A 25,145-nucleotide genomic window follows, 5' to 3' on the forward strand; every position below is an offset into this window, starting at 1 on the left:
CCGGCGCCGCCACGTCCTTCACCGCCGTGTCCGTCGCCGCCGTCCCGGCGTTGCCCGCCGGGTCGGTCAGCACCACCGAGACCGTCAGCGTGCCGTCGGAAAGCCCGCTCAGGTCGAGGCCGGTCACGCTGTCCGTCGCCGTGGCGATCGTGCCGGTCCCCGTCACCGGGGTGCCGCCGCCGTCCGAGCTTATGGCAAAGGCATAGCCCGCGCCGATCTCCGCGCCGCTGAAGCTGAAGCCCGCCGCCGTGGCGTTGCTCCCGTTCACCGGGTCCAAATCGAAGGCCACCGCGTAGCCCGCGGGCGCCACCGTGTCCTTGGTCAGCGAAGCCGAGACCTGCGCCGCCGCATTGCCCGCCAGGTCCGTTACATCCGCCGTCAGGCTCACCGCCCCGTCCGCCAGCACGGAGAAGTCGAAGACCACGCTCCACACCCCGCCGCTCACCACCGCCGGAATCCCCGAGAAAGTCGTGCCGCCGGCGGTGATGTCGAGCAGCACCTGCAAACCATCCTCCGCCCCGGTCACCGTGCCCGAGAGCGTCACCGCCCCGGCCTCCGCCGCGTTCACCACATCATCCCCCGCCAGGGGGCTGTCGAACTGCAGCACCGGCGCCGCGGTATCCTTTTCGATCGTGTCGGTCACGGCCGGAGCCGCGTTGCCGTTCGTGTCCGTCAGAACCACGCTGACGGTCAATGTCCCGTCCGCCAATGCGCTCAGATCGAGGCCGGTCACCTGTTGCGGAGCGGCCGTTATGGTCACCGGCCCGCCGGACACGAGCCCTGCGCCGCTGTCGGTGATCTGGTAGCTGAAGACCGCGCCGATTTCGCCACCCGTCAGGGTGAAGTCGACCGATGCCTGGTTGGCGATGGCAACGGCGGCGGGGTCGAAGGCCACGGTCTGCCCGGTGGGCGGTGTGGTGTCCTTGGTCACGCTGGCCGGGATCGCGGTGGCCGCCGAGCCGTTGGTGTCGCTCACGCTCGCCGCGATGCTCACCGGACCGTCCGCGAGACCGCTCATGTCGAGCACAAGGCTGAACGTGCCGCCGCTGACCGCCACCGTGTTGCTGGCCGTGCCGCTCGATCCGTCCGTGGCCGTCACGGTCACGGTCCGGCCGTTCTCCACCGAAAAGGTGTTGCCCGAGACGTTCACCGAGCCGGCTTCCGCGCCGTTCACGATGTTGTCCCCGGCAATCGGTGTGGTGATCGCGATGCCGGGTTGGCTGAGCGTGGCGCTGGCCGTGCCGGAGTTGCCGAGCGAAGAGGTCAATGCCCCGGTGGTGTTCGCGTAGCTGCCCGCCGAGGACAGCGTGACATCGACCGTGACCGTACAGACGCTCGATGCGGCCACGGTGCCGCCGGTGTAGGAGACGGTTCCGGAGCCCGGAATGGCCGTCAGCGTGCCGCCGGTGCAGGTCGTTGCCGCGTTGGCCGGGCTGGCGACGGTCATGCCGGCCGGCAGGTTGTCGGTCACGTCCAGCGAGGTCGCCGCCACGAGGGCCGCCGCGTTGTTGACGGTCAGCGTCATGGTCGTCGCGCCGCCCGCCGGGATGCTGGAGGAAGCGAAGGCCTTGCCGAAGGTCGGCACCGGCGCGGAGGACACCAGCAGGCTTGCGGTGGCGGTGCCACTGTCGCCCAGGCTGGATGCCAGCGCGCCGCTTACCTGCGACTTGTTGCCGATCGACGAGGTCACGACGTCGAATTGCACGGTACAGCTGCCGCCCGCGGCGACGGTGCCGCCGGAGTAGCTGTAGGTGCTGCCCGATGCCGTCAGCGTGCCGCCGGTACAGGTGGTCGAGGCATTGGCGGGCGTCGCCACCAGCAGCGAGGACTCCAACGTGCCGGAGAACGCGGCATTTGTCGCCGCCACCGTCGCGCCGCTGTTGTCGAGCGTGTAGGTCAGCGTGGACACCGCGCCCTGCACCACGCTTGCCGGGGCGAAGGCGGCGGAGAAGCCGGGGTTCGGCTCGACGGTGAAGCTGCCGCTGGCCGGGCTGGCGAGGGTTTCGCCATTGGCCCCCAGGATGCTGCTCGTCATCGTGTAGCTGCCGGGTGTGGCGCCGGACGGAACAGACAGATCCAGCGTGACGGTGCAGGAGGCGGACGGCGGGACCGACAGCGCGGAGGCTGTCAGGCTGCCGGTGCCTTCTCCGTTGAGCACAGCACTGCCGCAGGTGCTGGCCAGCGTGCCGGAGGCAATGGTCGCGCCGCTCAGGACCGAGGCGAAATCGTTGGTGAACTGCAGGTCGGTGATCGTGGCAGCCGCGTCGGTGTTGGTGAGCGTGAAGGTCACCCCGAGATCGAGGCCGAGGCCCACGTTCGGCTCGTAGGCGACGGAGAACGTCGGCAGGGAGAAGGGCTGCACGCTGAACTGGGCGGTTGTCGCGGTGCCGGTCACCGAGAAGCTGTCGGTTGCGGTAGACGCCCCCGGTGCGTTGCCGGACGCGGTGTAGACGCCGGAGGGCGCCGACACCGGCAGGTCGAAACTGGCGGTCACGGTGCAGCTGGCCCCGGCGCCAAGCGCTCCGCCCGTGAGGCTGACCGGCATACCGGCGCCGAGGCTGCCGCCGCAGGTCGTGGCCGGGGTGCCGGAGAGGGTCGAGCCCGCCGGGTAACTGCCGGTGGATTCGATGAAGGCCAGTCCGCTCACCGCTTCGTCGAGCCTGTTGGTGATCGTGTAGGTGACCGTCTGGGTCTGGCCTGCCTGCAGCTGGGCAAGGCCGTAGCTGCGCGTCAGGTCCAGCCAGTTGCGCTGCAGGATCACCTGCGCCGACATCTTCGGGAGCGTGACGGTCTGCGTCGAGACCGTCGCCGTGACGTTCGAACTTGTCAGGGTATAGGCGGTTTCGCCGGACGAGGACGATGTCGTCACCACCACGTCGAAGGTGCAGCTTCCGCCTGCGGCTACGGTCAGGTTCGAAACCACGAAAAGCGACCCGGCCGGTGTGTAGCTGCTGCCGGTGCCGCAGAAGTCGGTGGGCAGGCTGCTGCTGACGGTGCTTCCCGAGATCATGCCGTGGTTGAAGCCGATGGATGAGTATTCGAAGGCCGACGGGTTGTTCAGCGTGTAGCGCGCGATGTAGCTGCGGCCCGGAAGGACCGTGTCCGGAATGAACGCCACGGTGGTCTCGAGCGGCGCGGCAGGCAGGACCGTCAGGCTTGCAGAGGCTGCCGTTCCGGCGACCGGCTGTCCGCCTGCGGTGCCGGTCACGGTGCTGGTGGTGTTGGTGAAGGTGCCATTGGCCCCCGATGGGATGTTCACGTCGAACTGGATCTCGCAGCGAGCGCCAATCGGCAGCGACGCGACGGTGAACGTCGGGTTGGAGGCGGTGCCGCCAAGGGTCGCCCCGCAACTGCCGAGCGGCGCGCCGGAGATCGTTGCGCCGCTGATGAAGGCGTCGAGATCGTCCGAAACCGTCACGCCGGTCGCGTCGGACGGGCTCTCGGCGCGGTTCTGGAGCGCCAGCACCACGGTTGCGGTGGAGCCGGCGGCGACCGTATCGACGGCGAAGCCCTTCGACACATCCACGTTGGCCCCGCCGATGACGGTCACCGTGGCCGTCGCACCGCTGCCCGACACGGTGCTGCTGCCGACCGTCGCGCTGATCGTGCCCGTGGTGTAGGTATAATCGCCTGCCGCCGTGCCGGACGGAACGCTGAACGGCAGGCTGATGGTGCAGGTCGCGCCGGCGGCGAGGCTGCCACCCGTAAGAGAGGCGAGGCTGTCGGCCACACTGTAGGCAAACGTACCGCCGCAGGAATTGGAAAGGGATCCGGTATTCGGAATCATCCCGGACGGTTCGATCAGCCCGTCGATGAAGGCAATGCCGGACAACGCCGCCCCGGTGTTGGGGTTCTGGATGGTGTAGGTGACCTGGACGTTGTCGCCCGGGGCGACGGGTTGATTGCCGGAGGTGCCGGTATCACCGTCGTAGACCTTGCTCAGGACCGGCGGCAGCCCGTCGTCGGCGAGGACGAACAGCGTCGTGCTCGCCTGGTTGCCGGTGAAGCCGGAGCCGTCCAGCAGGCCGGTCACCGCGGAGGTCTGGTTCAGGACGGTCTGCGCGCTGCCGATACTCGACGGAAGCACCACGGGCACGGTGAACTGGCAGGAGGCTTCGGCGCCGAGCGCGCCTCCGGTCAGGGTCAGCGTGTCATTGGACGAGGATGTCGTGGACCGCGCCAGCGCCGATCCCGCCCCGCAGGGCGATGCGGGCAGGCCGGAGCCGAAGCTCGACCCGGCCAGCATGGTCGACAGGTTGTCCGAGAAGGTCACCGCGGTGGCATCGGACCCCCGGGTCGTGTTGCGCAGGGTGAAGGACAGGTTCACGGTCTCGCCCGGTCCGGCCTGGGTCACCGCAAAGGATTTCTGCAGACCGACGGAGCCGACCGGCAGATTGTTGACCGTCAGCGTCTTGACGAAGGTGCCGGCGCTGCCGCTGCCGGTGAGGGCATAGACGCCGGGGGCATTCGATGTCACGTCGAAGGAAAAGGTGCAGTCGGGCTCGCCCGCTTCCAGATACCCGCTCTGCATGACAGCCGACGATCCGCCGGGCGTAGCCGAAACCGTGGTAATCTGCGGAGCGGCGTTGAACCGGCAGTCGGTCTGGATGTTCGGCGAAGAGGCGATCACCACGCCGGTGGGCAGGGATTCGGTGATGCTCACGGGCTGGAAACCGGAGGCCGGTGCGGTGAGCGTATAGGTCACCCGCGACACGCTGCCCGGGTCCATGGAGGCAAGCGACAGGCTCTTGGTGACCGTGAACGGCGGCACGCTCAGCGTCAGGTTCGCGGATTCCGCCGGGTGGGTTCCGCTGGCCGAGGAGTACGGGAAGGAGACGGTCTCGGTGCTGGAGCTTGAAATCGTCCCGGCGAGGACGGGAATCGAGATCTGGCAGCTTTGCGACCTGCCGATGGATACATCAGTCACGGCTATCGTGCCCGCGCCTTCGACAGCGGTGATCGTTGCGCCGAAACAGCTCGACACGGTGCCGCCCGCGCCGACCTCGACGTTGGTCGGAAGGGTCGCGTTGGTCGCGATGTCGGTGATCGGCCCGGACGACGTGCTGTCGGTGAAGGTCAGCGTCAGGGAGCCCTGCGCGTTGGACACGAGGCTGCTTGGCGAGAATTGCGGCGTGAAGTCGAAATCCGGAGAGACCTGGGACTGGGCGAACGAGGGGAAAACGCAGGCAAGGCAAAGAACGAGAGAGCGGCGCAGCGTGCTGGTCATGGGGTGTCCCGAAGTCAATTTTCTTGTCGACGCGATTCTGCCCGGATTCCGGGCACACCGCTGGTTTTGTCGGCCACCCTAGGGGCAACCCGTTGACAGGAAAAACCCGTCTTGGGTCATGACGCAGATTTCTGGGGAACTGTGGCGCAGTTGCGCGGCAGATGTGATCCCGGTCACAGGTCAGTGTGGGAAATGGCGTCCGCCGATGGCCCGCCAGGGTACCCCGGACGGATGGGACAGTCCGGGGCGCTCCCGGATTTTCTGCGTGCGTTGGGGCACTTCCCGAAGGCCGAGACGTCATAAAGCCTGTCTGGGCGCCCGTGTCCGCCGCCGGCGGGCGTCATCACGCCCCGTCGGCGATTGCAACGGGCCGGAAAAAATTCGGCGCCGTCTCGTCAGTTTAATGGATTGTTTACGGATTGAGGCGGAGCGATCCGGCACCGTTGCCCCGAATCTTCCGGCCACGATACCCGGCGCAGAACCGCGCAGGACCGGCCTGCGGCCCGGTCCTGCGGATCGCACCGGGACGCGCCGGGCGAAGACCCCCGGCGCGGGTCATCTTCGGTCTTGCCGGGCGCGGATCGCCGCGACCGTGTTACTCTTCCTTCACCTCTTCGGGCGTGATGATGACGCCGCGCGACACCACGAAATGGCCGGTCATGTAGAAGGGTTTCTTCATCGTGGTCTGCATCTCGCCCCGGCCATTGTCGATCGGGTTGACGATCTCGATGTCCTCTTCGGTGGCCGCACGCAGTTCGTAGCGATAGACGCCGTCCTGCACATCGCCGCGGGTCAGTTCGTACACCGGCGTGCCGCTGTCCGCGCGCACCTGGCTGATCCGGCCGTTCGGTGCGGCAACCACCATGGTGGCGTTGCTCAGGCCGATCCAGTTCTCGAACCAGACCGCGTTGGAGTTGTGCTGCTGCACCGGATCGGGCTCGGCGGCATGGGCTGCACCGGCAAAGGCCAGGCTGGCAGCGGCCAGCATCGAGAGAAAACGCATAATTCAGCTCCTTGAAATCCGTAGGTCCTGCGGCGTCGGCTCCGGGATCGACGCCAACACATTGAAACCAGAAAACCCGGCCTTCCGCAAAACACAAAATCTTTGGCACGTGGTCAAGCGGCGGGGTGCCGCCGTGCGGAAAACCGTGCCCGCGCGTGCCGTGCCCCCTTTTCGTTTGCGCTATCACCTCTAGAGTGGATCGAAACAGCAAAGGACTTGCCCATGACCGAATGGTGGCGCGACGCGATCATCTACCAGATCTATCCCCGCTCCTATCAGGACGACAACGGCGACGGGGTCGGCGATCTTCGGGGGATCACCCGCCGCCTGCCCCACGTGGCCGACCTCGGCGCGGATTGCATCTGGCTCTCGCCGATCTTCGCCTCGCCGCAGAAGGACATGGGCTATGACGTCTCCGATTACTGCGCCATCGACCCGCTGTTCGGCACGATGGAGGATTTCGACGAGATGATCGACACGGCCCACGGGCTGGGGCTGAAAGTCATCGTCGACCAGGTGCTTTCGCACACCTCCGACCTGCATCCGTGGTTCAGGGAGAGCCGCAAGAGCCGGGAGGGCGATTACGCCGACTGGTACGTCTGGGCCGATCCCAAGCCCGACGGCAGCCCGCCGACCAACTGGCACAGCCATTTCGGTGGCCCGGCCTGGGAGTTCGAGCCGCAGCGCGGGCAGTACTACCTGCACCATTTCCTGATTGCCCAGCCGGACCTGAATTTCCACAACCCCGCCGTGGTCGAGGAGATCCTGCGCACCTGCAAGTTCTGGCTGGACCGCGGGCTCGACGGCTTCCGCCTCGATACGGTGAACTACTACTTCCACGACCAGAAGCTGCGCTCCAATCCCCCGGCGCAGACCCGCCCGCAGGTCATGGCGACGGACCTCTACGGGATGCAGAAGAACCTCTACAACAAGACCCGCCCCGAGAACCTCGGCTTCCTGGAAAAGCTGCGGGCGCTGACCGACCACTACGACGACATCATGATGGTCGGCGAGGTCGGCGAGATGGGCGGGCGCTCCATCGAGATCATGGGGGAGTACACGGCGGGAAACACGCGCCTGCACATGGCCTACAGTTTCGCCATGCTTGGCCCGGACTGGTCCGCCGCGCATTTCCGCTCCTGCATCGAGGGCTTCCAGAAGGGTGCGCCGGATGGCCATCCCTACTGGTCCTTCTCCAACCACGACGTGCCCCGGCAGGTCAGCCGCTGGTCTGCCCATGCGGTGTCGGAGGAGGACATGGCCCGGCTGACCTGCGCCATGCTGATGAGCTTCGAGGGCACCATCGGCATCTACCAGGGCGAGGAACTCGGGCAGACGGAGACCGAGCTGGTCTACGAGGAGCTGACCGATCCCCCTGCCCTGCGTTTCTGGCCCGCGGTGAAGGGCCGGGACGGCTGCCGCACGCCGATGGTCTGGGAAAAGGACGCGCCGAACGCCGGGTTCTCGAAGGTGAAACCCTGGCTGCCGGTCAAGGAACCGCAGGCTGCAAAGGCCGTGGACGCGCAGGGCAACGACGGCATTCTCGCGTTCTACAAGGGGGTGATCGCCTTCCGCAAGGCGAGCGCCGCGCTGAGCCGGGGCAAGACCGAGTTCATCGACCTGCCCGAACCGGTGCTGGCCTTCCACCGCCGCGCCACGGAACAGACGCTGACCTGCGTGTTCAACCTCGGGCTGGAGCCGGTGACGCTGGCGGTGACGGGAGAGGGGCAATTGACCGGGCCGTGCGATGCCTTCCTGGCGGAGGGCATGCTCACCCTGCCGGGTAATGGCTATGCCTATGTGGAAAGCGACGGGACGCTAGAGATTGCCGAGGAGGCACCCCGGACCTGACCGGATGCCACGCGGAAGGCCCGCCACGGCGGTCTGCCGGACGGGTCTTCTGCGGTGCCTCATGCTGTCTTCAAGGTGAAGATCGGCGGCCGCCAGTCACGGAAAGCCTGTGCCGGGGTGTCAGTCCCGGCCCTGTTCGCCTGATCAGATCGAACAGCCCCGAAGGGCTGGCCCTGCCCTGGCCTTGCCAAAGGGCCGCGCAGGGAGATCCGTTTGTCTTCATCGGTACCGGGGGTGACAGTGCCGCGCATCGGTTAACAACATCTTGCTTGAGCGCCCGGTGACCGGTGGCGCCGGACTCTTGCAAAGAGTCCGGTCCGATTTCTTTTCAAGAAATCGGGGCCTTGCCGGGCGGTGTGCGATAGCGCGGCGCCATGGCGTGCAAAGTGGCCTTGTCCAGCCCCGCGTGCCGGACAGGCGCGGCGCAGTCCCGGACCTGATCCGGGACCTCATGGCCCCCCGAAGAGCAGAAACAGCGCCGACTGTTCCGGTTTCAAAGCAAACTCTTCGCGCCCCAGACCTGATCCATGTAGCCGCGGATCGTCCGGTCCGACGAGAAGAAACCGGACCCGGCGATGTTCTGCACCACCATGCCGTCCCAGCGGTCCGGATCGGCATAGACGCGGTCCACATAGGTCTGGCATTCGCCGTAAGACACGAAATCCGAGGCCACGAGGAACGGGTCGTGGTTCCATGTCGAATCCAGCAACCCGTGGTAGCGCCCGACTTCTTCCGGGTTGAACCGCCCTTCGGCCAGCATTTGCAGAACGTCCTGCAAATCCTGCGACTGCAGGATCGCCTTGCGGGCGTGATCCGCCACCCGATACCGCGCCAGAACCTCCTCCGCCGTCATCCCGAACAGGAAGAAGTTCGGCGCCCCCACGTGCTCGCGGATCTCCACGTTCGCCCCGTCCAGCGTGCCGATGGTCAGCGCACCGTTCATGGTGAACTTCATGTTGCCGGTGCCGGAGGCCTCCTTGCCCGCGGTCGAAATCTGTTCCGACAGATCCGCGGCGGGCATCAGCCGCTGCGCCATTGAGACGTTGTAATTCGCCGGATAGACCACCTTGAGGTAGTCCCGCGTCACCGGATCGTTGTTCACCACCTTCGCGACATCGTTGATCAGGCGGATGATCGTCTTGGCCGCGAAATAGCCGGGCGCCGCCTTGCCGCCGAAGACCTTGACGCGCGGCACCCAGCCCGCGTTCGGGTTCTTGCGGATGGCGTTCCAGCGGGCAATCGTCTCGAAGACGTTCAGCAGTTGCCGCTTGTACTCGTGGACCCGCTTGACCTGTACGTCGAACATGGCGTCCGGGTCGATGGAAAGGCCCATGCTCTCCTTGACCCAGTTGGAAAACGCCACCTTGTTGACGCGCTTCGCCGCGCGGAGCGCGGTGCGCAGCTCGGGGCCGTCCTTGTCGCGCAGCCCGGCCAGCCGGTCGAGATCATTCTCCCAGCCCTCGCCCACCGCCTCCGTAATGACCGCGCTCAGAGCCGGGTTCGACAGCTTGAGCCAGCGCCGCGGCGTGACGCCGTTGGTCTGGTTGAGGATGCGCCCGGGGTAGGCCTTGTGGAGTTCGGCAAAGACCGTGGTCTTCATCAGGTCGCTGTGCAGCGCCGAGACGCCGTTGACGTGGGACGCCATGACAAAGGCCAGCGTGCCCATGTGCACCTGGTCGTGGTGGACGATGCGCAGGTCCGGGCCGCAGTTCGTCGCCGCCTGATGCTCCGCGTCGATGCGCTCGATGATCTGCATGTGGCGCGGCAGCACCCGGCCCATGAGCCAGGTCGACCAGGTTTCCAGCGCCTCGGGCAACAGCGTGTGGTTGGTGTAGTTCAGGCACCCCTGCGCCAGCCGTTTCGCCCGCGCCCAGGCCACGTCGTGCTTGTCCACCAGCAGGCGGATCAGCTCCGGCCCCGCCAGCGCCGGGTGGGTGTCGTTCATCTGGATCGCGACCTTCTGCGGCAGCATGTCCAGATCGTCGTACTCGCTGAGGAACCGGCGCAGAATGTCCTGGAGGGCCGCCGAAGTCAGGAAATACTCCTGCTTGAGCCGCAACTCCTTGCCGCTTTCGGTGGTGTCCTCTGGGTAAAGCACCCGCGACAGGGTCCGCGCCAGGGCCTCCGGGGCAGCCGCCGCCGTGTGATCGCCGTGGTTGAAGCGCTCCAGATCGAACAATTCGGTCGGATGCGCCCCCCAGAGCCGCAGCGTGTTCGCCCAGGCGCCTTTCCAGCCGACCTGCGGCGTGTCGTAGGCCCGCGCGATCACCGTCTCGCCCGGGTTCCAGACCGCACGCCCGTCCTTGACCTCGACCGAGCCCTTGAACGGCACGGTGTAGGCGGATTCCGGGCGGTCGAACTCCCACGGATGGGTCTGGTTCAGCCAGTCCTCCGGCGTCTCCACCTGACGCCCGCCCTCGAACCTTTGCCGGAACAGGCCGTGCTCGTAGCGGATGCCATAGCCGAAGGCCGGGCAGCCCAGAGTCGAGAGGCTTTCGAGGAAACAGGCCGCCAGCCGACCGAGGCCGCCATTGCCGAGCGCCGCGTCCGGCTCGTCCTCGACCACGTCCATCAGGCTCACGCCCTCGGCCTTCAGCACCGCCTCGATGCGCTCATGCAGGCCCAGATTGATGACCGCGTCCTCCAGGATCCGTCCGATCAGGAACTCCATCGACAGATAATAGACCCGCTTGCCCTTCTGCTCATACGTCCGCCGCGTTGCCTCGAACCAGCCGTCCACGATCATGTCGCGCACCGTGTAGCTGACGGCCATGCGCCAGTCGTAGGTGCTGGCGTGCTCCTTGTCCTTGCCCATCGTGTAGGTCAGGTGCTGGATGATCCGGGCCCGCAGCATTTCGGCGGACATGTTGGTCAAGGCGTTCATGGCTTGGCACCGTTATCGTTATCAAGGGTCGCTATCGGATTAGGGCAGCGGCGCGGCGCTGTCAAAGTCGCGGGCATCAGGCAGGCTTTTCCTCGAGCACGAAAACCACAACCGCCTCTTCGGCGATCAGGCATCCGTCGAAGTCGCCGACAACGGCCTCCTCGGCGGTGTCGAAGCGCCGGCGCCAGTGCTGGCCTTTCGGCGGGTCGGGCAGGCTCACCTCCACCGCCGCGCCGCGGTTCAGCACCACCATCAGCGCGCCCTCGCGCTCCACGTACTCCGGGGTTCCGGAGGCCATCCTGAGTTCCGCCATGACCAGTCGCCCCTTGGGATTGTCCCAGTCGCTCTGGGTCATCGCCGTGCCGTCCGGCTTGCGCCAGAACAGGTCCGGCGCGCCGTCGATCAGGCGCGAGCGGGAATGCAGGAAGCGGCGCTGGTGCAGGATCGGATGCGCCTTTCGGAAGGCGATGGCCTTCGCGCAGAAGGCAAAGAACGCCTTGTCCGCGCCCTCCCAGTCGATCCAGCCGATCTCGCTGTCCTGGCAATAGGCGTTGTTGTTGCCGTTCTGGGTGTTGCCGAATTCGTCCCCGGCGAGCAGCATCGGCGTGCCCTGGCTGAGCATCATCGTGGCGATCATGTTGCGGCGGCGGCGGGTGCGGGCGGCGGCGATCTTCGGATCGTCCGATGGCCCCTCCTCACCCATGTTGTCCGAGAAGTTCTCCGAATGGCCGTCGCGGTTGTCCTCGCCGTTGGCCTCGTTGTGCTTTTCCGCGTAGCTGACGGTATCCATCAGCGTGAAGCCGTCATGGGCGGTCAGGAAGTTGACCGAGGACGTCGCCGCCCGCCCGTCATGGTCGAAAAACTGCGCCGAGCCGGAGAGCCGCGCCGCCATGCCCGAGACCATGCCGTCATCGCCGCGCCAGAACCGGCGCACATCGTCGCGGAAGGTGTCGTTCCACTCGGCGAAGGGCGCGGGATAGGCGCCAAGCTGGTAGCCGCCGGGGCCGATGTCCCAGGGCTCCGCGATCAGCTTCACCCGGTTCAGCACCGGGTCCTGCCGCACCGCACGCAGGAACGGCCCGTCACGGTCGAAGGCGCCATTCGTGCGCCCAAGCGTCGAACACAGATCGAAGCGGAAGCCGTCGACATGCATCGTCTCGACCCAGTAACGCAGGCTGTCCGTCACCAGCCGCAGGGTAAAGGGGTTGTCGAAATCGAGCGTATTCCCGCAACCCGTGTCGTTGATGTAATACCGTCTGTCTTCGGCCAGCCGGTAATAGCTCGCGTTATCCAACCCCCGGAACGCCAGCGTCGGGCCTTTTTCGTCGCCTTCGGCGGTGTGGTTGTAGACCACGTCGAGAATGACCTCGATCCCGGCGCTGTGGAACCGCGCCACCATCTGCTGGAACTCGGCGATCTCGCCGTTCTGCATGTAGCGCGGGTCCGGGGCGAAGAACCCGTAGGTCATGTAGCCCCAGTAATTCGTCAGCCCCTTGTCGACGAGAAACTTGTCGTTGACGAAGGCCTGCACCGGCAGGAGCTCGATGGCCGTGACCCCGAGCTTCGTCAGATGGTCGAGCATCGGATCGGAGGCCATGGCGAGGTAGGTGCCCGCGTTCGGGACGTCCTTGCGCATGCGGGTCAGCCCCTTGACATGCGCCTCGTAGAGGATCGTCTCGTCCCAGGGCCTTTGCGGGGCGGGCGTGTTGCCCCAGGTGAAGGCCGGATCGACGACGATGGAGCGGGGCATGTAGGGCGCGCTGTCGCGCTTGTCGAAACTCAGGTCCCCCGCCGTGTCCTTCACGTCGTAGCCGAACAGGGCGTCGTTCCATTTCGGATGGCCGGTGAGCCGCTTGGCGTAGGGGTCGATCAGCAGCTTGTACGGGTTGAAGCGGTGCCCCTCCTCCGGCTTGTAGGGTCCGTGGATGCGATAGCCGTATTGCTGCCCGGGCCGCATGCCGGAGATGTAGCCGTGCCAGACGTGGCCCTGCCGCTCCGGCAGGGTGACGTTCTGCACCTCCTGCCCGCGGTCGTTGAACAGGCAGAGCACAACCTTCGTTGCATGTTCCGAGAAGACGGCGAAGTTCACGCCGTCGCCATCAAACGTCGCGCCGAGCGGATAGGGCCGCCCGGCGCTGATCGGGAAATTGCCTGCCATGATCTCAGCCCGTTAACACATCCGCGTAAAGGGAATGATAAGCCTCGGCCGAGGTTCCCCAACCCACCGGCTGTTTCATCGCATTTCGCTGCATTGCAGCAAAAATCTTCGGTTGTGCATAGAGATCGCACAGGCGGGAGAGGGCATTGCCCAAGGCATGGGCATTTATCGGAAAGAATTGCAGGCCGGTGGCGACGTTTCGCGCCAGCGCGGCGGGGCTGGCGTTGATCACCGTATCCGCGAGGCCGCCGGTCAGCGCGACGACCGGCAGGGTGCCGTAGCGCAGCCCGTAAAGCTGAGTCAGCCCGCAAGGTTCGAAGCGGGACGGCACGAGGATCGCGTCCGCGCCCGCCATCATCCGGTGCGACAAGCCCTCGTCATAGCCGATCCGGACGCCGACATTCACATGCGCCGCCGCCGCATCCCGGACCGCCGCCTCCAGCGCCGGATCGCCGGAGCCGAGCAGCGCCAGTTGCCCGCCCCGGTCCAGAAGGCGCGGCAGCGCCTCCAACAGCAGGTCGATGCCCTTCTGCTGCGTCAGCCGGGAGACGAGGATGCACAGCGGGCCGGTGGCATCGGGCAGATCGAATTCCGCCCGCAGCGCAGCCTTGTTCGCCGCCTTGCCCTTCGGTGTCTTGTACGGCTTGATTTCGGGATCGGTTTCCGGGTTCCAGACGCCGGTGTCGATGCCGTTGACGATGCCGCTCAGCACCGCCTGACGGCCGCGCAGAACGCCGTCCATGCCGATGCCGAACTCTTCGGTCAAAAGCTCCTGCGCGTAGGTCTGCGAGACGGTCGTGATCCGGCTCGCCCCCATGAGCCCGGCCTTCAGGGCCGAGATCTGCCCCCAGAATTCGTAGTGGTCCGGGGTGAAGCGCCAGCTGTCGAGCCGCAGCGATCCCATGCGTGCCGCCTCGACATTGCCGTGAAAGGCGATGTTGTGCACCGTGAAGACGAACGGCACCCGGCAGCCCGCCGCGACCAGGTATTCCGGCACCAGCCCGGCCTGCCAGTCATGGCCGTGGATCACCTCCGGCACCCAGCCCCCGGCCCGGCCCGCCGCGATCTCGGCGGCGACCCAGCACAGCGCCGCGAAGCGCTCCGGGTTGTCCGGCCAGTCCTGGCCTTGCGGCGTCAGGTACGGCCCGCCCTCGCGTTCGTAGAGATGCGCGGCCTCGACGACCAGAACGTCGAGACCCGCCGCCTTCGCCCGGAGGAGCCGGCCCGGCCCGCCGAAGAGGTCGTCCCAGCGGGCGGCCTCCTCGCTCTTCTTCAGCTTTCCGATCACCCCGGGGTAGCCCGGCAGCAGCGTGACCATCTCGTCGCCGAGCGGCTGCAACGCCTCCGGCAGGGCACCCACGACATCCGCCAGCCCGCCGGTCTTGACCAGCGGGACGGCTTCGGAAGCGACGGAAAGGATACGGCTCATAGGCTTGCGTCTCTCCTGTCCAGCATGTCCTGCGTGATCAGCGTCGTCCCGCGCTCGGTGACGCGGAACCACTTTGCATCTTCGGCCGGGTCCTCCCCGACGACCAGCCCTTCCGGGATCACCACGCCGCTGTCGATCACCACCTGCCGCAGCCGCGCCGAGCGGTTGACCACCACGCGCGGCAGCACCACCGCGTGATCGAGCACGGCGTAACTGTTGGTGTGCACGTTGGTGAACAGAACGGAGTTGCGCACTTCCGTGCCGGAAATGATGCAGCCGCCGGAGACCATGGAGGAAATCGCCATGCCGCGCCGGTCGCGTTCGTCATGGATGAACTTCGCGGGCGGGACGCTCTCGGAGTAGGTCCAGATCGGCCAGTTCTTGTCCCAGAGGTTCAGGTCCGGCGTGAAATCGGTCAGGTCGATGTTGCTCTCCCAGAAGGCGTCGACGGTGCCGACGTCCTTCCAGTAGGCCGGTGCATCCTCGTCCCGCACGCAGCTCTCGTCAAAGCGATGCGCCATGGCCTTGCCGTTCTTCACGATGTCCGGGATCAGGTCGTTGCCGAAGTCATGGCTGGAGTTGGTGTCCTCCGCATCCTTGATGAGCAGATCGCGCAGGAAGGACCACTTGAAGACGTAGATTCCCATCGAAGCCAGCGCCTTGTCCGGGTCCTCCGGCGTCGCGGGCGGGTCCTTCGGCTTTTCAAGGAAAGAGGTGATCCGCCCCGTGTCATCCGTCGCCATCACCCCGAAGGCCACCGCTTCCATGCGCGGCACGGTCAGGCAGCCGATGGTGACATCGGCGTTCGTCTCCACGTGCTGGCGCAGCATGATCTCGTAGTCCATCTTGTAGATGTGGTCGCCCGCGAGAATGATGACGTAGTCGACGCCATAGCTGTCGACGATGTCGATGTTCTGCGTCACCGCATCCGCCGTGCCCATGTACCAGTTCTCGGTCCCGGAGCGCTGCGAGGCGGGCAGCACGTCGAGAAACTCGTTGCGCTCCGCCCGGAAGAAGTTCCAGCCGCGCTGGACGTGGCGGATCAGACTGTGCGCCTTGTACTGCGTCGCGATCGCCATGCGGCGGATTCCGGAATTCATCGCGTTGGACAGGGCAAAGTCGATGATGCGCGTCTTGCCGCCGAAATAGACCGCCGGTTTCACGCGCCGGTCGGTCAGTTCCTTCAGACGGCTGCCCCGTCCGCCGGCGAGGACAAAGCACATCGAACGCTGAGTCAGTCTCTTGGTTTCCATGGATTTCCCTTCCTCCCAGAATTCAGTTGTCCGTGCGCAGGCGCAGCACCACCACCGACAGCGGCGGCAGGGTCAGGCTGACCGAGTGCGCCTTGCCGTCACAGGGCTCGTCCGTGCTCGCCACGCCGCCGAGGTTGCCGCGGTTGCCGCCGCCGTAGATCTCGGAGTCGGTGTTCAGAACCTCCTCCCAATGCCCGGCCCGCGGCACGCCGATGCGGAAGCCTTCGCGCATCACCGGCGTGAAGTTGCACATCACCACCACCGGCGCGTCACCGCTGCGCCCGAAGCGGATGTAGCCAAGGGTCGATTGCTGCGGATCGCCGTTCAGCCATTCGAAGCCCTCGGGCTGGCAGTCGTTCACATGCAGCGCAGGCGTGCCGCGATAGAGTGTGTTCAGATCGCGCACGAGCCGCTGGACGCCCGCATGACGCGGCTGCTCCGCCGCGTGCCAGTTCAGCTCGCCATTGTGGTTCCATTCTTCCGGCTGGGCGAATTCGCAGCCCATGAACAGCAGCTTCTTGCCCGGATGGGTCCACATGAAGCCGTAATAGGCCCGCAGGTTGGCGAATTTCTCGTCCTCGCCCCCCGGCATCTTCTCCAGCATCGAGCCCTTGCCGTGCACCACCTCGTCATGGCTGATCGGCAGGATGAAGTTCTCGGAGAAGGCATAGTGGATGCCGAAGGTCATGTTGTCCTGATGGTACTTCCGGTGCACCGGATCGCGGTGCATGTAGCTGAGCGTGTCGTTCATCCAGCCCATGTTCCACTTGTAGCCGAAGCCCAGCCCGCCGAAGTTCACCGGCCGCGAGACGCCGGGGAAGGAGGTGCTCTCCTCCGCCACGGTCATGGCGTCGGGAAAGGCCCCGTAGACGGCGACGTTCATTTCCTTGAGGAAATCAATCGCCTCGTAATTCTCGCGCCCGCCGTCCTTGTTGGGAATCCACTGGCCCTCGGGCCGGGAATAGTCGCGGTAGAGCATGGAGGCCACCGCATCCACCCGCAGCCCGTCGACGTGGTATTCCTCCAGCCAGTACAGGGCGTTGGCGACGAGGTAATTCTTCACCTCGGTGCGCCCGTAGTTGTAGATCAGCGTATTCCAGTCCTGATGGAAGCCCTCGCGCGGGTCCTGATGCTCATAAAGCGCGGTGCCGTCGAAGCGGGCAAGGCCGTGCTCATCCGTCGGGAAATGCCCCGGCACCCAGTCGAGCAGCACGCCGATGTCCGCCTCATGCGCCGCCTCGATCAGGTCGCGGAACTCATGCGGCGGACCGAAGCGGATGGTCGGGGCGAACAGGCCCACGGGCTGATAACCCCATGATCCGTCAAAGGGAAACTCCGAGACCGGCAGCAGCTCGATATGGGTGAAGCCCATGTGCCTGACGTATCCGATCAGGTCCTTCGCCAGTTCCTTGTAGCTCAGCGGGCGGCCCGCCTCGTCCCAGCGCCGCCGCCAGGAGCCGAGATGCACCTCGTAGATCGACACCGCCGCATCGCGTGCGCCCCGCGCTTTCCGCGTCTCCATCCAGGCCGCATCGCTCCAGCCGTAGCCGGCAATGTCCCGCACGACAGACGCCTTCTCCGGCGGATGCTGCGAGCCGAAGCCCACCGGGTCGGCCTTCAGCCGCAAGCCGCCGTCCGCGCCCTGCACCTCGTACTTGTAGAGCGCCCCCTCGCCCACGCCGGGCACGAAGACCTCCCAGGCGCCGGTCGCGCCGACGCGGGCCATCTCGTTCACCCGGCCATCCCAGGCGTTGAAGTCGCCCACAACCGCCACCCGCTGCGCATTTGGCGCCCAGACAGCGAAATGGACGCCCCGGACGCCTCCGTGCTCGCGGACATGCGCGCCCAGCGCCCGCCACAACTCGCGGTGGGTGCCCTCGCCCATCAGGTATTGGTCGAACTCTGTCAGAATCGGCCCAAAGCCCGGTTTTTCAGGAGTCGTCGGCGCGGCTGCCGCCCCGGCCTTCGGTGTGGTCTTCTTCGCTGCCATATCCACTCCCCCGTTTGACCGTTTCGCGAATGTTAGCGCAAACGCAAGTTTGCACAACCGGGAAATCGGCCGCGCGCCAGCTCGGCCCGCATCTGTGCTCTTTGACACCACACTAGAGGACAAACGCCCAAAGTCACGCGATTCAACAGAAGCGCAACTTCGTCAGAGCATCCCGGCCCATCGCGCCACCGCCCCGGCGGCCTCGGTCAGGAGATCGGCCTGAGCCTGCCCCGTCACCGTCCGGCGCGGGCGGAAATCGTGGTCTCCATCCTGCAGCCAATGCAGCGTGATCCGGTCCGACAGGGCATAGCCGTCCACCTCATCCCGCGTACCGAAAGGATCGCGGGTGCCCTGGCAGATCAGCGTCGGGCAGGTCATCGCGGCCAGGTGCTCGGTGCGCAGCTTTTCCGGTTTTCCGGTCGGATGGAACGGGTAACCGAGGCAGAGCACCCCGCGGATCGCCCCCTCCGCAAACAAGGGGTCGGCAATCAGGCTGGCCACGCGGCCACCCATGCTCTTGCCGCCGATGATCAGCGGCCCCTCACCGGCCAGCGCCTGAACGGCGTCGCGGAACTCGTCCTGCAGCAGCGTGATCTTGGGCGGCGGCCGCTTCGGCCCCCCGGTCCGCCGCGCCGCCATGTAGGCGAACTCGAACCGCGCCACGCGCAGCCCCTCTGCCGCCAGCCCCCGCGCGATGCCGGTCATGAAGACGGTGTCCATCGCCGCCCCGGCACCATGAGCGAGCAGCACCAGTGGCCCGGTGCCTGTGCCATCGCGCAGGAAATCCACGCGCTACTCCGCCGCCGCCACGGCCATCTCGGCCAGTCGCAGAATCGCCTCGCGCGACGACGCGACCGCGATGAACCGCGCGTTGTGGCAGAACTTCGCGCCCGCCACGCCCGAAACCTGTTCGAGCGCCCGGTCGGTCAGCCCGGCCCAGGCCTCGGGCAGGTCGGCGCGGCTCTGGAAGGTGTCGCCGCTCTTGCGGATGGTGGTCAGCGCCCAGTCCTTGTCACGCGGATGCACCACGAAGAGGATATGGTCCGCACCCGCCCGCTCGATCCCGCGGCGGAATGGCATGCCCATCGGCAATTCGAGCACCCGATTGTCGCCGGTGGCGCGGATTGCCTCGGACACCATGGCCTCGGCCCGTCGCTTGTCGGCCATCCCCCGGACCACCGCCTCCACGAGACTGCGCGCCACGCCGAGCGCCGCGTCGAAGGCCCGGTCGTCCGCCTCCGCGCCGCGATCGTCGAACGAGGGTTTCATCGCCTCCAGAAGCAAGGGCAGCGACAGCCCCGACAGCGGCCCGGCGACGGATGGCTCGATCGCGCCATTGTCCAGCAGGTCGACCGGCAGCACGAAATCGAGGTCGAAGCGGCTGTGAACCGCAGCACTGTCCGCCTCCGCCACGCCCGTAGCCCGCAGGTAATCCATGCCGAAATGTTTCCAGATCAGTCCGAAGGAACTGAACGGCTCCCCGCTGGCCCTCAAGGGATTCGGGCGCTGGTGGTGGTCGAAGATGTGCGCGTCCGGATCGTAGACCCGGCCAACGTCATAGACGATCCGCCCCGGCGCGGGCGTGATCCAGTCCTCCTCCCGGCTGCGCACCAGAACCGCCTGCGGATACAGCAGCGTCAGGATCACGGTGGACAGGAGTTCATCCGCATGAAAGCCCCCGGAATGGGTGACGAGATGGGTGATGGTCATGCGTGTGGCACTCTGGTTGTCGGCTCCTTTGGTGAACGCAAGCGGCCCCTCAGCCACGTCGCGGGCCCGCGCCGGTCAGAACCCGGCCCGACCGCGGATCCCGCGTGCACCTAGCATGAAATTTAGTGCCGAAGGCCGCACGATGGCAACCAACAACGCTGCGCTTTTTTGAGTCATCCCGTTACGGAAAGCGGGCGGCCATGTGCGGAGCGGCTCGTGGCGCGGGTCAGCCCGGGGCGGAGAAGGACTTTCTGCGTTCAAAGGCCAAAATGCCGGTTTCCAAAGCCGGACGCGACCAGTAAACCCGTCGGGCCGCTGTGGCCCCGGCGCTCCCCGGAACCGGCAGTCCAAGGCCCTGCACACGTCCAACCCGCACCCGCTCGAAGCCGACCGTCTCATCGTGACCCCATCCGCCCGCCTGAATGCCGCCCTCGACCTCATGGACGCCGTCGACCGTGATCCGCGTCCGGCGGATTCCGTGGTGTCTGGCTGGCTGCGATCCCGGCGCAGGATGGACGACCGGGATCGGGGCGCGGTGCTGGCTCTGCTCGACCAGACCCTGCGCCACCGCGCCCGGCTTGGCTGGTGGCTGAACCGGCAGGGCGTCGCCGATACGCCGCGCGGCCGACTGCTGGCCTGGCTGGTACTGGGGGAAGGCCGGACGCCGGACAAGGTGGACCGTCTGTTTGGCGGCGTCTCGTCCGGACCGCAGCCCCTGACAGCCCGGGAAACCGCGCTGCTGAAGGCGCTCAAGGGCCATACCCCCGACCATCCGGACATGCCCGAAGAGATCCGCCTCGAATGCCCGGACTGGGCCGCCGATCCGCTCCGGCGCCGCTTCGGCGAGGCCTTTGACGCCGAAATGGCCGCGATGTTGACGCCCGCGCCGCTCGACCTGCGCGTCAACACGATCAAGTCGACCCGCGCGGCGGTGCTCCGTGACATGGCCGACCGTGGCCTTCCCGCAGCGCCATCCCGGATCGCCCCAAACGGCATCCGGCTGTCCGAACGGCTTTCGCTGACCCGGCTGCCCGGACTGAAGGAAGGCGCCGTCGAAGTGCAGGACGAGGGCTCGCAACTGGTCGCGCTGCTGGTCGACGCCCAGCCCGGCGACCGCGTGGTCGACTTCTGCGCCGGGGCCGGCGGCAAGGCGCTCGCCATCGCCGCGCAGATGAACAACAAGGGGCATCTGGTCGCCTGCGACGTGAGCGAGGGCCGCCTGAAACGCTGCGCGGAGCGCCTGCGCAAGGCCGGGCTGCACAATGTCCAGACGCGGCTCCTGGAGAGCGAAACCGACCGTTGGGTCAAGCGCCACAAGGGCGGGTATGACCGCGTTCTGGTCGACGCCCCATGCAGCGGAACCGGCACCTGGCGCCGCAACCCCGACGCCCGCTGGCGACCGGAGGAGGATCAGGGACTGGGCGCCCTCGTGTCCCTGCAGGCGCGGATCCTTGCCAGCGCCGCCCGTCTCGTCAGGCCAGGCGGCCGCCTCGTCTATGCGACGTGTTCGCTGCTGCCCGAAGAGAACGAGGCGCAGGTCGCGACGTTTCTTGCCGCGCATCCGGAGTTCGGCGTGATCCCGGTGCGGCAGGCCGGGGTGCTGGAGGTTCCGTCGGCCCATGCCGACTACCTCTCCCTGACACCGGCGCGTCACGATACGGACGGCTTCTTTGCCGCCGTGCTGCAACGCCAGACGCAGACGACCACGGCAAGCGCGACCTGATCCTTGTGATTTGACGTACGCGGGGGTGACGGCTCAGAGCGCCCGCCCCTCTTGGACCCTTCCCGTCAAGCCGATTTGCCGCCCCGGGGGACGGCCGGGTCGATCAGTGCGTCCAGGCGCCCTTGCGATCCACCGCGAAATTCTCGGCATAGCCGCGCGGACGCACGTTCGGACGCCGCTTGTTCGGCTCGAACACCTGGGCGTCGATGCCATTTTCCTTGGCATAGGCCTCGGCCGCTTCGCGGCTGTCGAAGCGCAGGCGCACCTGCGACTGGGTGTCGTTGCTGGAGGTCCAGCCCATCAGCGGATCGACCGCGCGGGCGCTTGCAGGGGCGAATTCCAGAAGCCAGACCCGGGTCTTGCCCTGCCCCGAGGACATGGCGGTCTTGGAAGGCTGATAAATCCGTGCACGCATGGCGATCTCCTTTGGACGACCCGGCGCAGGGCCGAAACGCAATGATCCGCAGCGGTTATCCGGGATTCGAGCGGCCGGGGCAAGCGTCGATGCTGCGGCAATTGAACCAATACCGCCGCGCGTGGCCCGGGCATTACAAGACAGGACAGGCGGCAAGCAGGCGCGTAGTGGCCGGGATCCACGAGGAACGAGGGGTAGGGGTCCACAGCATCGAAATGAACGACACGCCTGCTTGCTCCATCAAAGCTACATTCAGAATACCTCTTATGGCAACAGTTTCCCGCCCAAATGCTGAACAAACTGTTGCCGGACGGGGTGCACCCCGTTGGACCGGCCGGGTAAAAACCTTACGAGTTCAACCGGCTGTCGAGCCATCCGAGCGCGTCGTCGATGGCATAGGTGATGTGGAAATTCTCGATATCGTCGACCCCGCAGCCGCCGACCACCTCCTGCACCATGCGCAGGACGCCATACCCCAGTTCCGAATCGACAAGGCAGGCCCGCAGCGCCCCGGCCCGGTCCGGGATCGCGGACAGTCCCATGACGTTGCGCCGGCAGACGGCGAGATTGCAGGACGCGAAGTCGAATCCCCGGAAGTCCCACAGGGTCGGCATCCGCGCACCCAGTCCCGGCGCCTCGGCAAGATGCCGCAACGCGCCGTGCACGGACCGCCGGTCCATTTCGGCGACGGGCCGCAGAACGGCGTACCGCCTGCCACTCGGCAGGACACCGAGATCCAGGCCAACGCCGGTTTCGGCGATATCGCCCAAATCCCGCAAACCCGTATTGTCTGACATGCCAATCCCCTGATCAGCTTCCCCGGAACGCCCAAGCTGACACAGTTTCGCGTCACACGCTATACGTGTTACGCGACGTCATCAGTGTGAAACGATCACGGCGTGGCCAGCGAAGCACAGTTCAACGAAACAGGAACCGAACCAAACGCCGCAGGGGGATGCGCCCGATGCACGGTTTGCCGCCCCTTCGGCTGTGATCAACTATTGATTGTTTTCCGGCTGTATTCCGGGGTCTGGACCTGCCTTGAACGCCCGCAACTCTCCCGGCGCCGGGAGCGACAAGCGGATGGATCGGTCGAAGGGAACGTCCTTGCAGACGCACGGCCTCTGCCTCTCCCGTCCTTGGGTCATGAGTGGCAGGATGCCACCACCCTGGCGGGTCGCCCAGTCATACTATCGTACAACGCCAACAGGTCCGCGCGGCGGCATCCTGACACAAACTGACAGCAGCCACCCTTGCATCCCCTGCCGCGCGTGCCACATTTGAAAGCCGAAGGAGTCCGCCTGATGCACAACAACAATCCGCAGTCCATGCCGATCCTGCACGCCGCCGCGCCGGATGTGCGCCAGCGCGAGAAGCTGGAGGGCGGCAAGCGGTTTGTCATGCACACCACCTTCGCGCCCGCCGGTGACCAGCCGACCGCCATCGCGGAGCTGTCCGAAGGCGTGATCAGCGGAGAGCGCGATCAGGTGCTGCTGGGCGCGACGGGCACCGGCAAGACCTTCACCATGGCCAAGGTCATCGAGGAGACGCAGCGCCCGGCGATCATCCTCGCCCCGAACAAGACACTGGCGGCGCAGTTGTACGGCGAGTTCAAGGGCTTCTTTCCGGAGAACGCGGTGGAATACTTCGTGTCCTACTACGACTACTACCAGCCGGAGGCCTACGTCCCGCGCTCCGACACCTATATCGAGAAGGAAAGCCAGATCAACGAGCAGATCGACCGGATGCGCCATTCGGCCACCCGCGCGCTGCTGGAACGGGACGACGTCATCATCGTGGCCTCGGTCTCCTGTATCTATGGCATCGGGTCCGTCGAGACCTACGGCGCCATGACGCAGGACCTTTTCGTCGGCAAGGAATACGACCAGCGCAAGATCATGGCCGACCTCGTGGCGCAGCAGTATCGCCGCAACGATCAGGCCTTCCAGCGCGGCTGTTTCCGGGTGCGTGGCGACAGCCTCGAAGTCTGGCCCGCCCACCTCGAGGACCGCGCCTGGAAGCTGTCCTTCTTCGGCGAGGAGCTTGAGGCGATCACCGAGTTCGACCCGCTCACCGGGGTCAAGACCGACAGCTTCGAGCGGATCCGCATCTATGCCAACTCGCACTATGTCACGCCGCGCCCGACGATGAATCAGGCGATCATCGGCATCAAGAAGGAGTTGCGCCAGCGGCTCGACCAGCTTGTGAACGAGGGCAAGCTGCTGGAGGCGCAGCGGCTGGAGCAGCGCTGCAACTTCGATCTGGAGATGCTGGAGGCAACGGGCGTGTGCAACGGCATCGAGAACTACTCGCGCTACCTGACAGGCCGCGCCCCGGGCGAGCCGCCCCCCACCCTCTTCGAATTCATCCCCGACAATGCGATTGTCTTCGCGGACGAAAGCCACGTCTCCGTCCCGCAGATCGGCGCCATGTACAAGGGTGACTACCGCCGCAAGTTCACGCTTGCCGAGCACGGCTTCCGCCTGCCGAGTTGCATGGACAACCGTCCGCTGAAGTTCGAGGAATGGGACGCCATGCGCCCGCAATCCGTGTTCGTCTCCGCCACGCCGGCGAAATGGGAGATGGATCAGGCCGGCGGCGTCTTTGCCGAACAGGTCATCCGCCCCACTGGCCTGCTCGATCCGGAGGTGGAAATCCGCCCCGTCGACATGCAGGTGGACGACTTGCTGGACGAGATCCGCAAGGTCGCCGCCAAGGGCATGCGCACGCTGGCCACCACGCTGACCAAGCGCATGGCGGAGGACCTGACCGAATACCTGCACGAGCAGGGCATAAAGGTGCGCTACATGCACTCCGACATCGACACCATCGAACGCATCGAGATCCTGCGCGACCTGCGCCTCGGCGCGTTTGACGTGCTCGTCGGCATCAACCTGCTGCGCGAAGGTCTCGACATTCCCGAATGCGGGCTGGTCGCCATTCTCGATGCGGACAAGGAGGGCTTCCTGCGTTCGGAAACCTCTCTGATCCAGACCATCGGCCGCGCTGCTCGGAACGCCGAGGGCCGCGTCATCATGTACGCCGACCGCATGACCGGCTCCATGGAGCGAGCGTTGGCGGAGACCAACCGCCGCCGCGAAAAGCAGATCGCCTACAACCTGGAACACGGCATCACCCCGGAAACGGTTAAGAAGAACGTCGAGGACATCCTCGCCGGGCTGTATCAGGGCGACGTGGACATGAACCGCGTGACGGCGACGATTGATCCGAAGCACTCCGGGTCCAATTTGCAGGCGGTACTCGAAGGGCTGAAAGCCGACATGCGCAAGGCGGCGGAGAACCTGGAGTTCGAGGAAGCGGCGAGGCTGCGTGACGAGGTCAAGCGTCTGGAAGCCGTGGATCTTGCCGTCTCGGATGATCCTCTGGCGCGGCAGCAGGCGGTGGAAAAGGCTTCGGCGGAGGCGGTGAAGGCGAAGGGGAGGTCCACGGCGGGACGGCCGGGACAGCGCGGCGGGAATGTGAAGCGGCGACGATAACGGTC

Annotated in this window: 14 protein-coding genes; 3 read left to right on the forward strand and 11 right to left on the reverse strand. The window is 66.2% G+C overall.

Annotated elements, in window-relative coordinates; all coding sequences use genetic code 11:
* Window positions 1–5,227, reverse strand: a 5,227-nt coding sequence (locus tag ACP159_RS13495) for a beta strand repeat-containing protein (protein ID WP_425100253.1), incomplete at its 3' end; no start/stop codon positions are given.
* 595 nt (window positions 5,228–5,822) lie between these two features.
* Window positions 5,823–6,230, reverse strand: coding sequence for a hypothetical protein (locus tag ACP159_RS13500; protein ID WP_425100254.1), 408 nt, complete (start codon window positions 6,228–6,230; stop codon window positions 5,823–5,825).
* Between the two features lie 222 nt (window positions 6,231–6,452).
* Here ACP159_RS13500 and ACP159_RS13505 point away from each other — a divergent pair, with 222 nt between their 5' ends.
* Complete coding sequence (locus ACP159_RS13505; RefSeq protein WP_425100255.1) at window positions 6,453–8,081, forward strand: alpha-glucosidase; 1,629 nt, start codon at window positions 6,453–6,455, stop codon at window positions 8,079–8,081.
* A 493-nt stretch (window positions 8,082–8,574) separates the two neighbouring features.
* On the opposite strand, the gene ACP159_RS13510 is transcribed toward ACP159_RS13505, so the two are convergent.
* From ACP159_RS13510 to ACP159_RS13540, 7 genes are all read right to left on the reverse strand, one after another.
* Complete coding sequence (locus tag ACP159_RS13510; RefSeq protein WP_425100256.1) at window positions 8,575–10,965, reverse strand: glycogen/starch/alpha-glucan phosphorylase; 2,391 nt, start codon at window positions 10,963–10,965, stop codon at window positions 8,575–8,577.
* Window positions 10,966–11,041: 76 nt separating this feature from the next.
* Window positions 11,042–13,123 (reverse strand): glycogen debranching protein GlgX, encoded by a 2,082-nt coding sequence (glgX, locus tag ACP159_RS13515; RefSeq protein WP_425100257.1) that lies wholly within the window; start codon window positions 13,121–13,123, stop codon window positions 11,042–11,044.
* A 4-nt stretch (window positions 13,124–13,127) separates the two neighbouring features.
* Window positions 13,128–14,552: a glycogen synthase GlgA gene (gene glgA, locus ACP159_RS13520; protein ID WP_425100258.1), complete on the reverse strand. Its 1,425-nt coding sequence runs from the start codon at window positions 14,550–14,552 to the stop codon at window positions 13,128–13,130.
* Window positions 14,549–15,805, reverse strand: a complete 1,257-nt coding sequence (gene glgC, locus ACP159_RS13525) for a glucose-1-phosphate adenylyltransferase (RefSeq protein ID WP_425100259.1) — start codon at window positions 15,803–15,805, stop codon at window positions 14,549–14,551. Before glgC ends, glgA begins: the two co-directional genes overlap by 4 nt.
* A gap of 22 nt (window positions 15,806–15,827) precedes the next feature.
* The gene (gene glgB / locus ACP159_RS13530) at window positions 15,828–17,795 is read right to left on the reverse strand and encodes a 1,4-alpha-glucan branching protein GlgB (protein ID WP_425100260.1); all 1,968 of its coding nucleotides are present in this window, start codon (window positions 17,793–17,795) and stop codon (window positions 15,828–15,830) included.
* 162 nt (window positions 17,796–17,957) lie between these two features.
* On the reverse strand, window positions 17,958–18,584 hold the full coding sequence (locus tag ACP159_RS13535; protein WP_425100261.1) for an alpha/beta family hydrolase: 627 nt from the start codon (window positions 18,582–18,584) through the stop codon (window positions 17,958–17,960).
* A 3-nt stretch (window positions 18,585–18,587) separates the two neighbouring features.
* Entirely contained in the window at window positions 18,588–19,505 is a 918-nt protein-coding gene (locus tag ACP159_RS13540) for an MYG1 family protein (protein ID WP_425100262.1), read from the reverse strand.
* A 400-nt stretch (window positions 19,506–19,905) separates the two neighbouring features.
* Here ACP159_RS13540 and ACP159_RS13545 point away from each other — a divergent pair, with 400 nt between their 5' ends.
* Window positions 19,906–21,228 carry an RsmB/NOP family class I SAM-dependent RNA methyltransferase gene (locus tag ACP159_RS13545; protein WP_425100263.1) on the forward strand — a complete coding sequence of 441 codons (1,323 nt, stop codon included), beginning with the start codon at window positions 19,906–19,908 and terminating at the stop codon, window positions 21,226–21,228.
* A gap of 103 nt (window positions 21,229–21,331) precedes the next feature.
* On the opposite strand, the gene ACP159_RS13550 is transcribed toward ACP159_RS13545, so the two are convergent.
* Window positions 21,332–21,643, reverse strand: coding sequence for an ETC complex I subunit (locus tag ACP159_RS13550; protein WP_425100264.1), 312 nt, complete (start codon window positions 21,641–21,643; stop codon window positions 21,332–21,334).
* Window positions 21,644–21,990: 347 nt separating this feature from the next.
* Window positions 21,991–22,440: a hypothetical protein gene (locus ACP159_RS13555; protein WP_425100265.1), complete on the reverse strand. Its 450-nt coding sequence runs from the start codon at window positions 22,438–22,440 to the stop codon at window positions 21,991–21,993.
* A gap of 507 nt (window positions 22,441–22,947) precedes the next feature.
* On the opposite strand from ACP159_RS13555, the gene uvrB reads away from it, so the two are divergent.
* Window positions 22,948–25,140, forward strand: a complete 2,193-nt coding sequence (uvrB, locus tag ACP159_RS13560) for an excinuclease ABC subunit UvrB (protein ID WP_425100266.1) — start codon at window positions 22,948–22,950, stop codon at window positions 25,138–25,140.
* Window positions 25,141–25,145 lie beyond the last annotated feature (5 nt).

The sequence above is a fragment of the Tropicibacter sp. S64 genome, assembly GCF_049803835.1.
In the GTDB taxonomy this organism is placed as follows: Bacteria; Pseudomonadota; Alphaproteobacteria; order Rhodobacterales; family Rhodobacteraceae; genus Pacificoceanicola.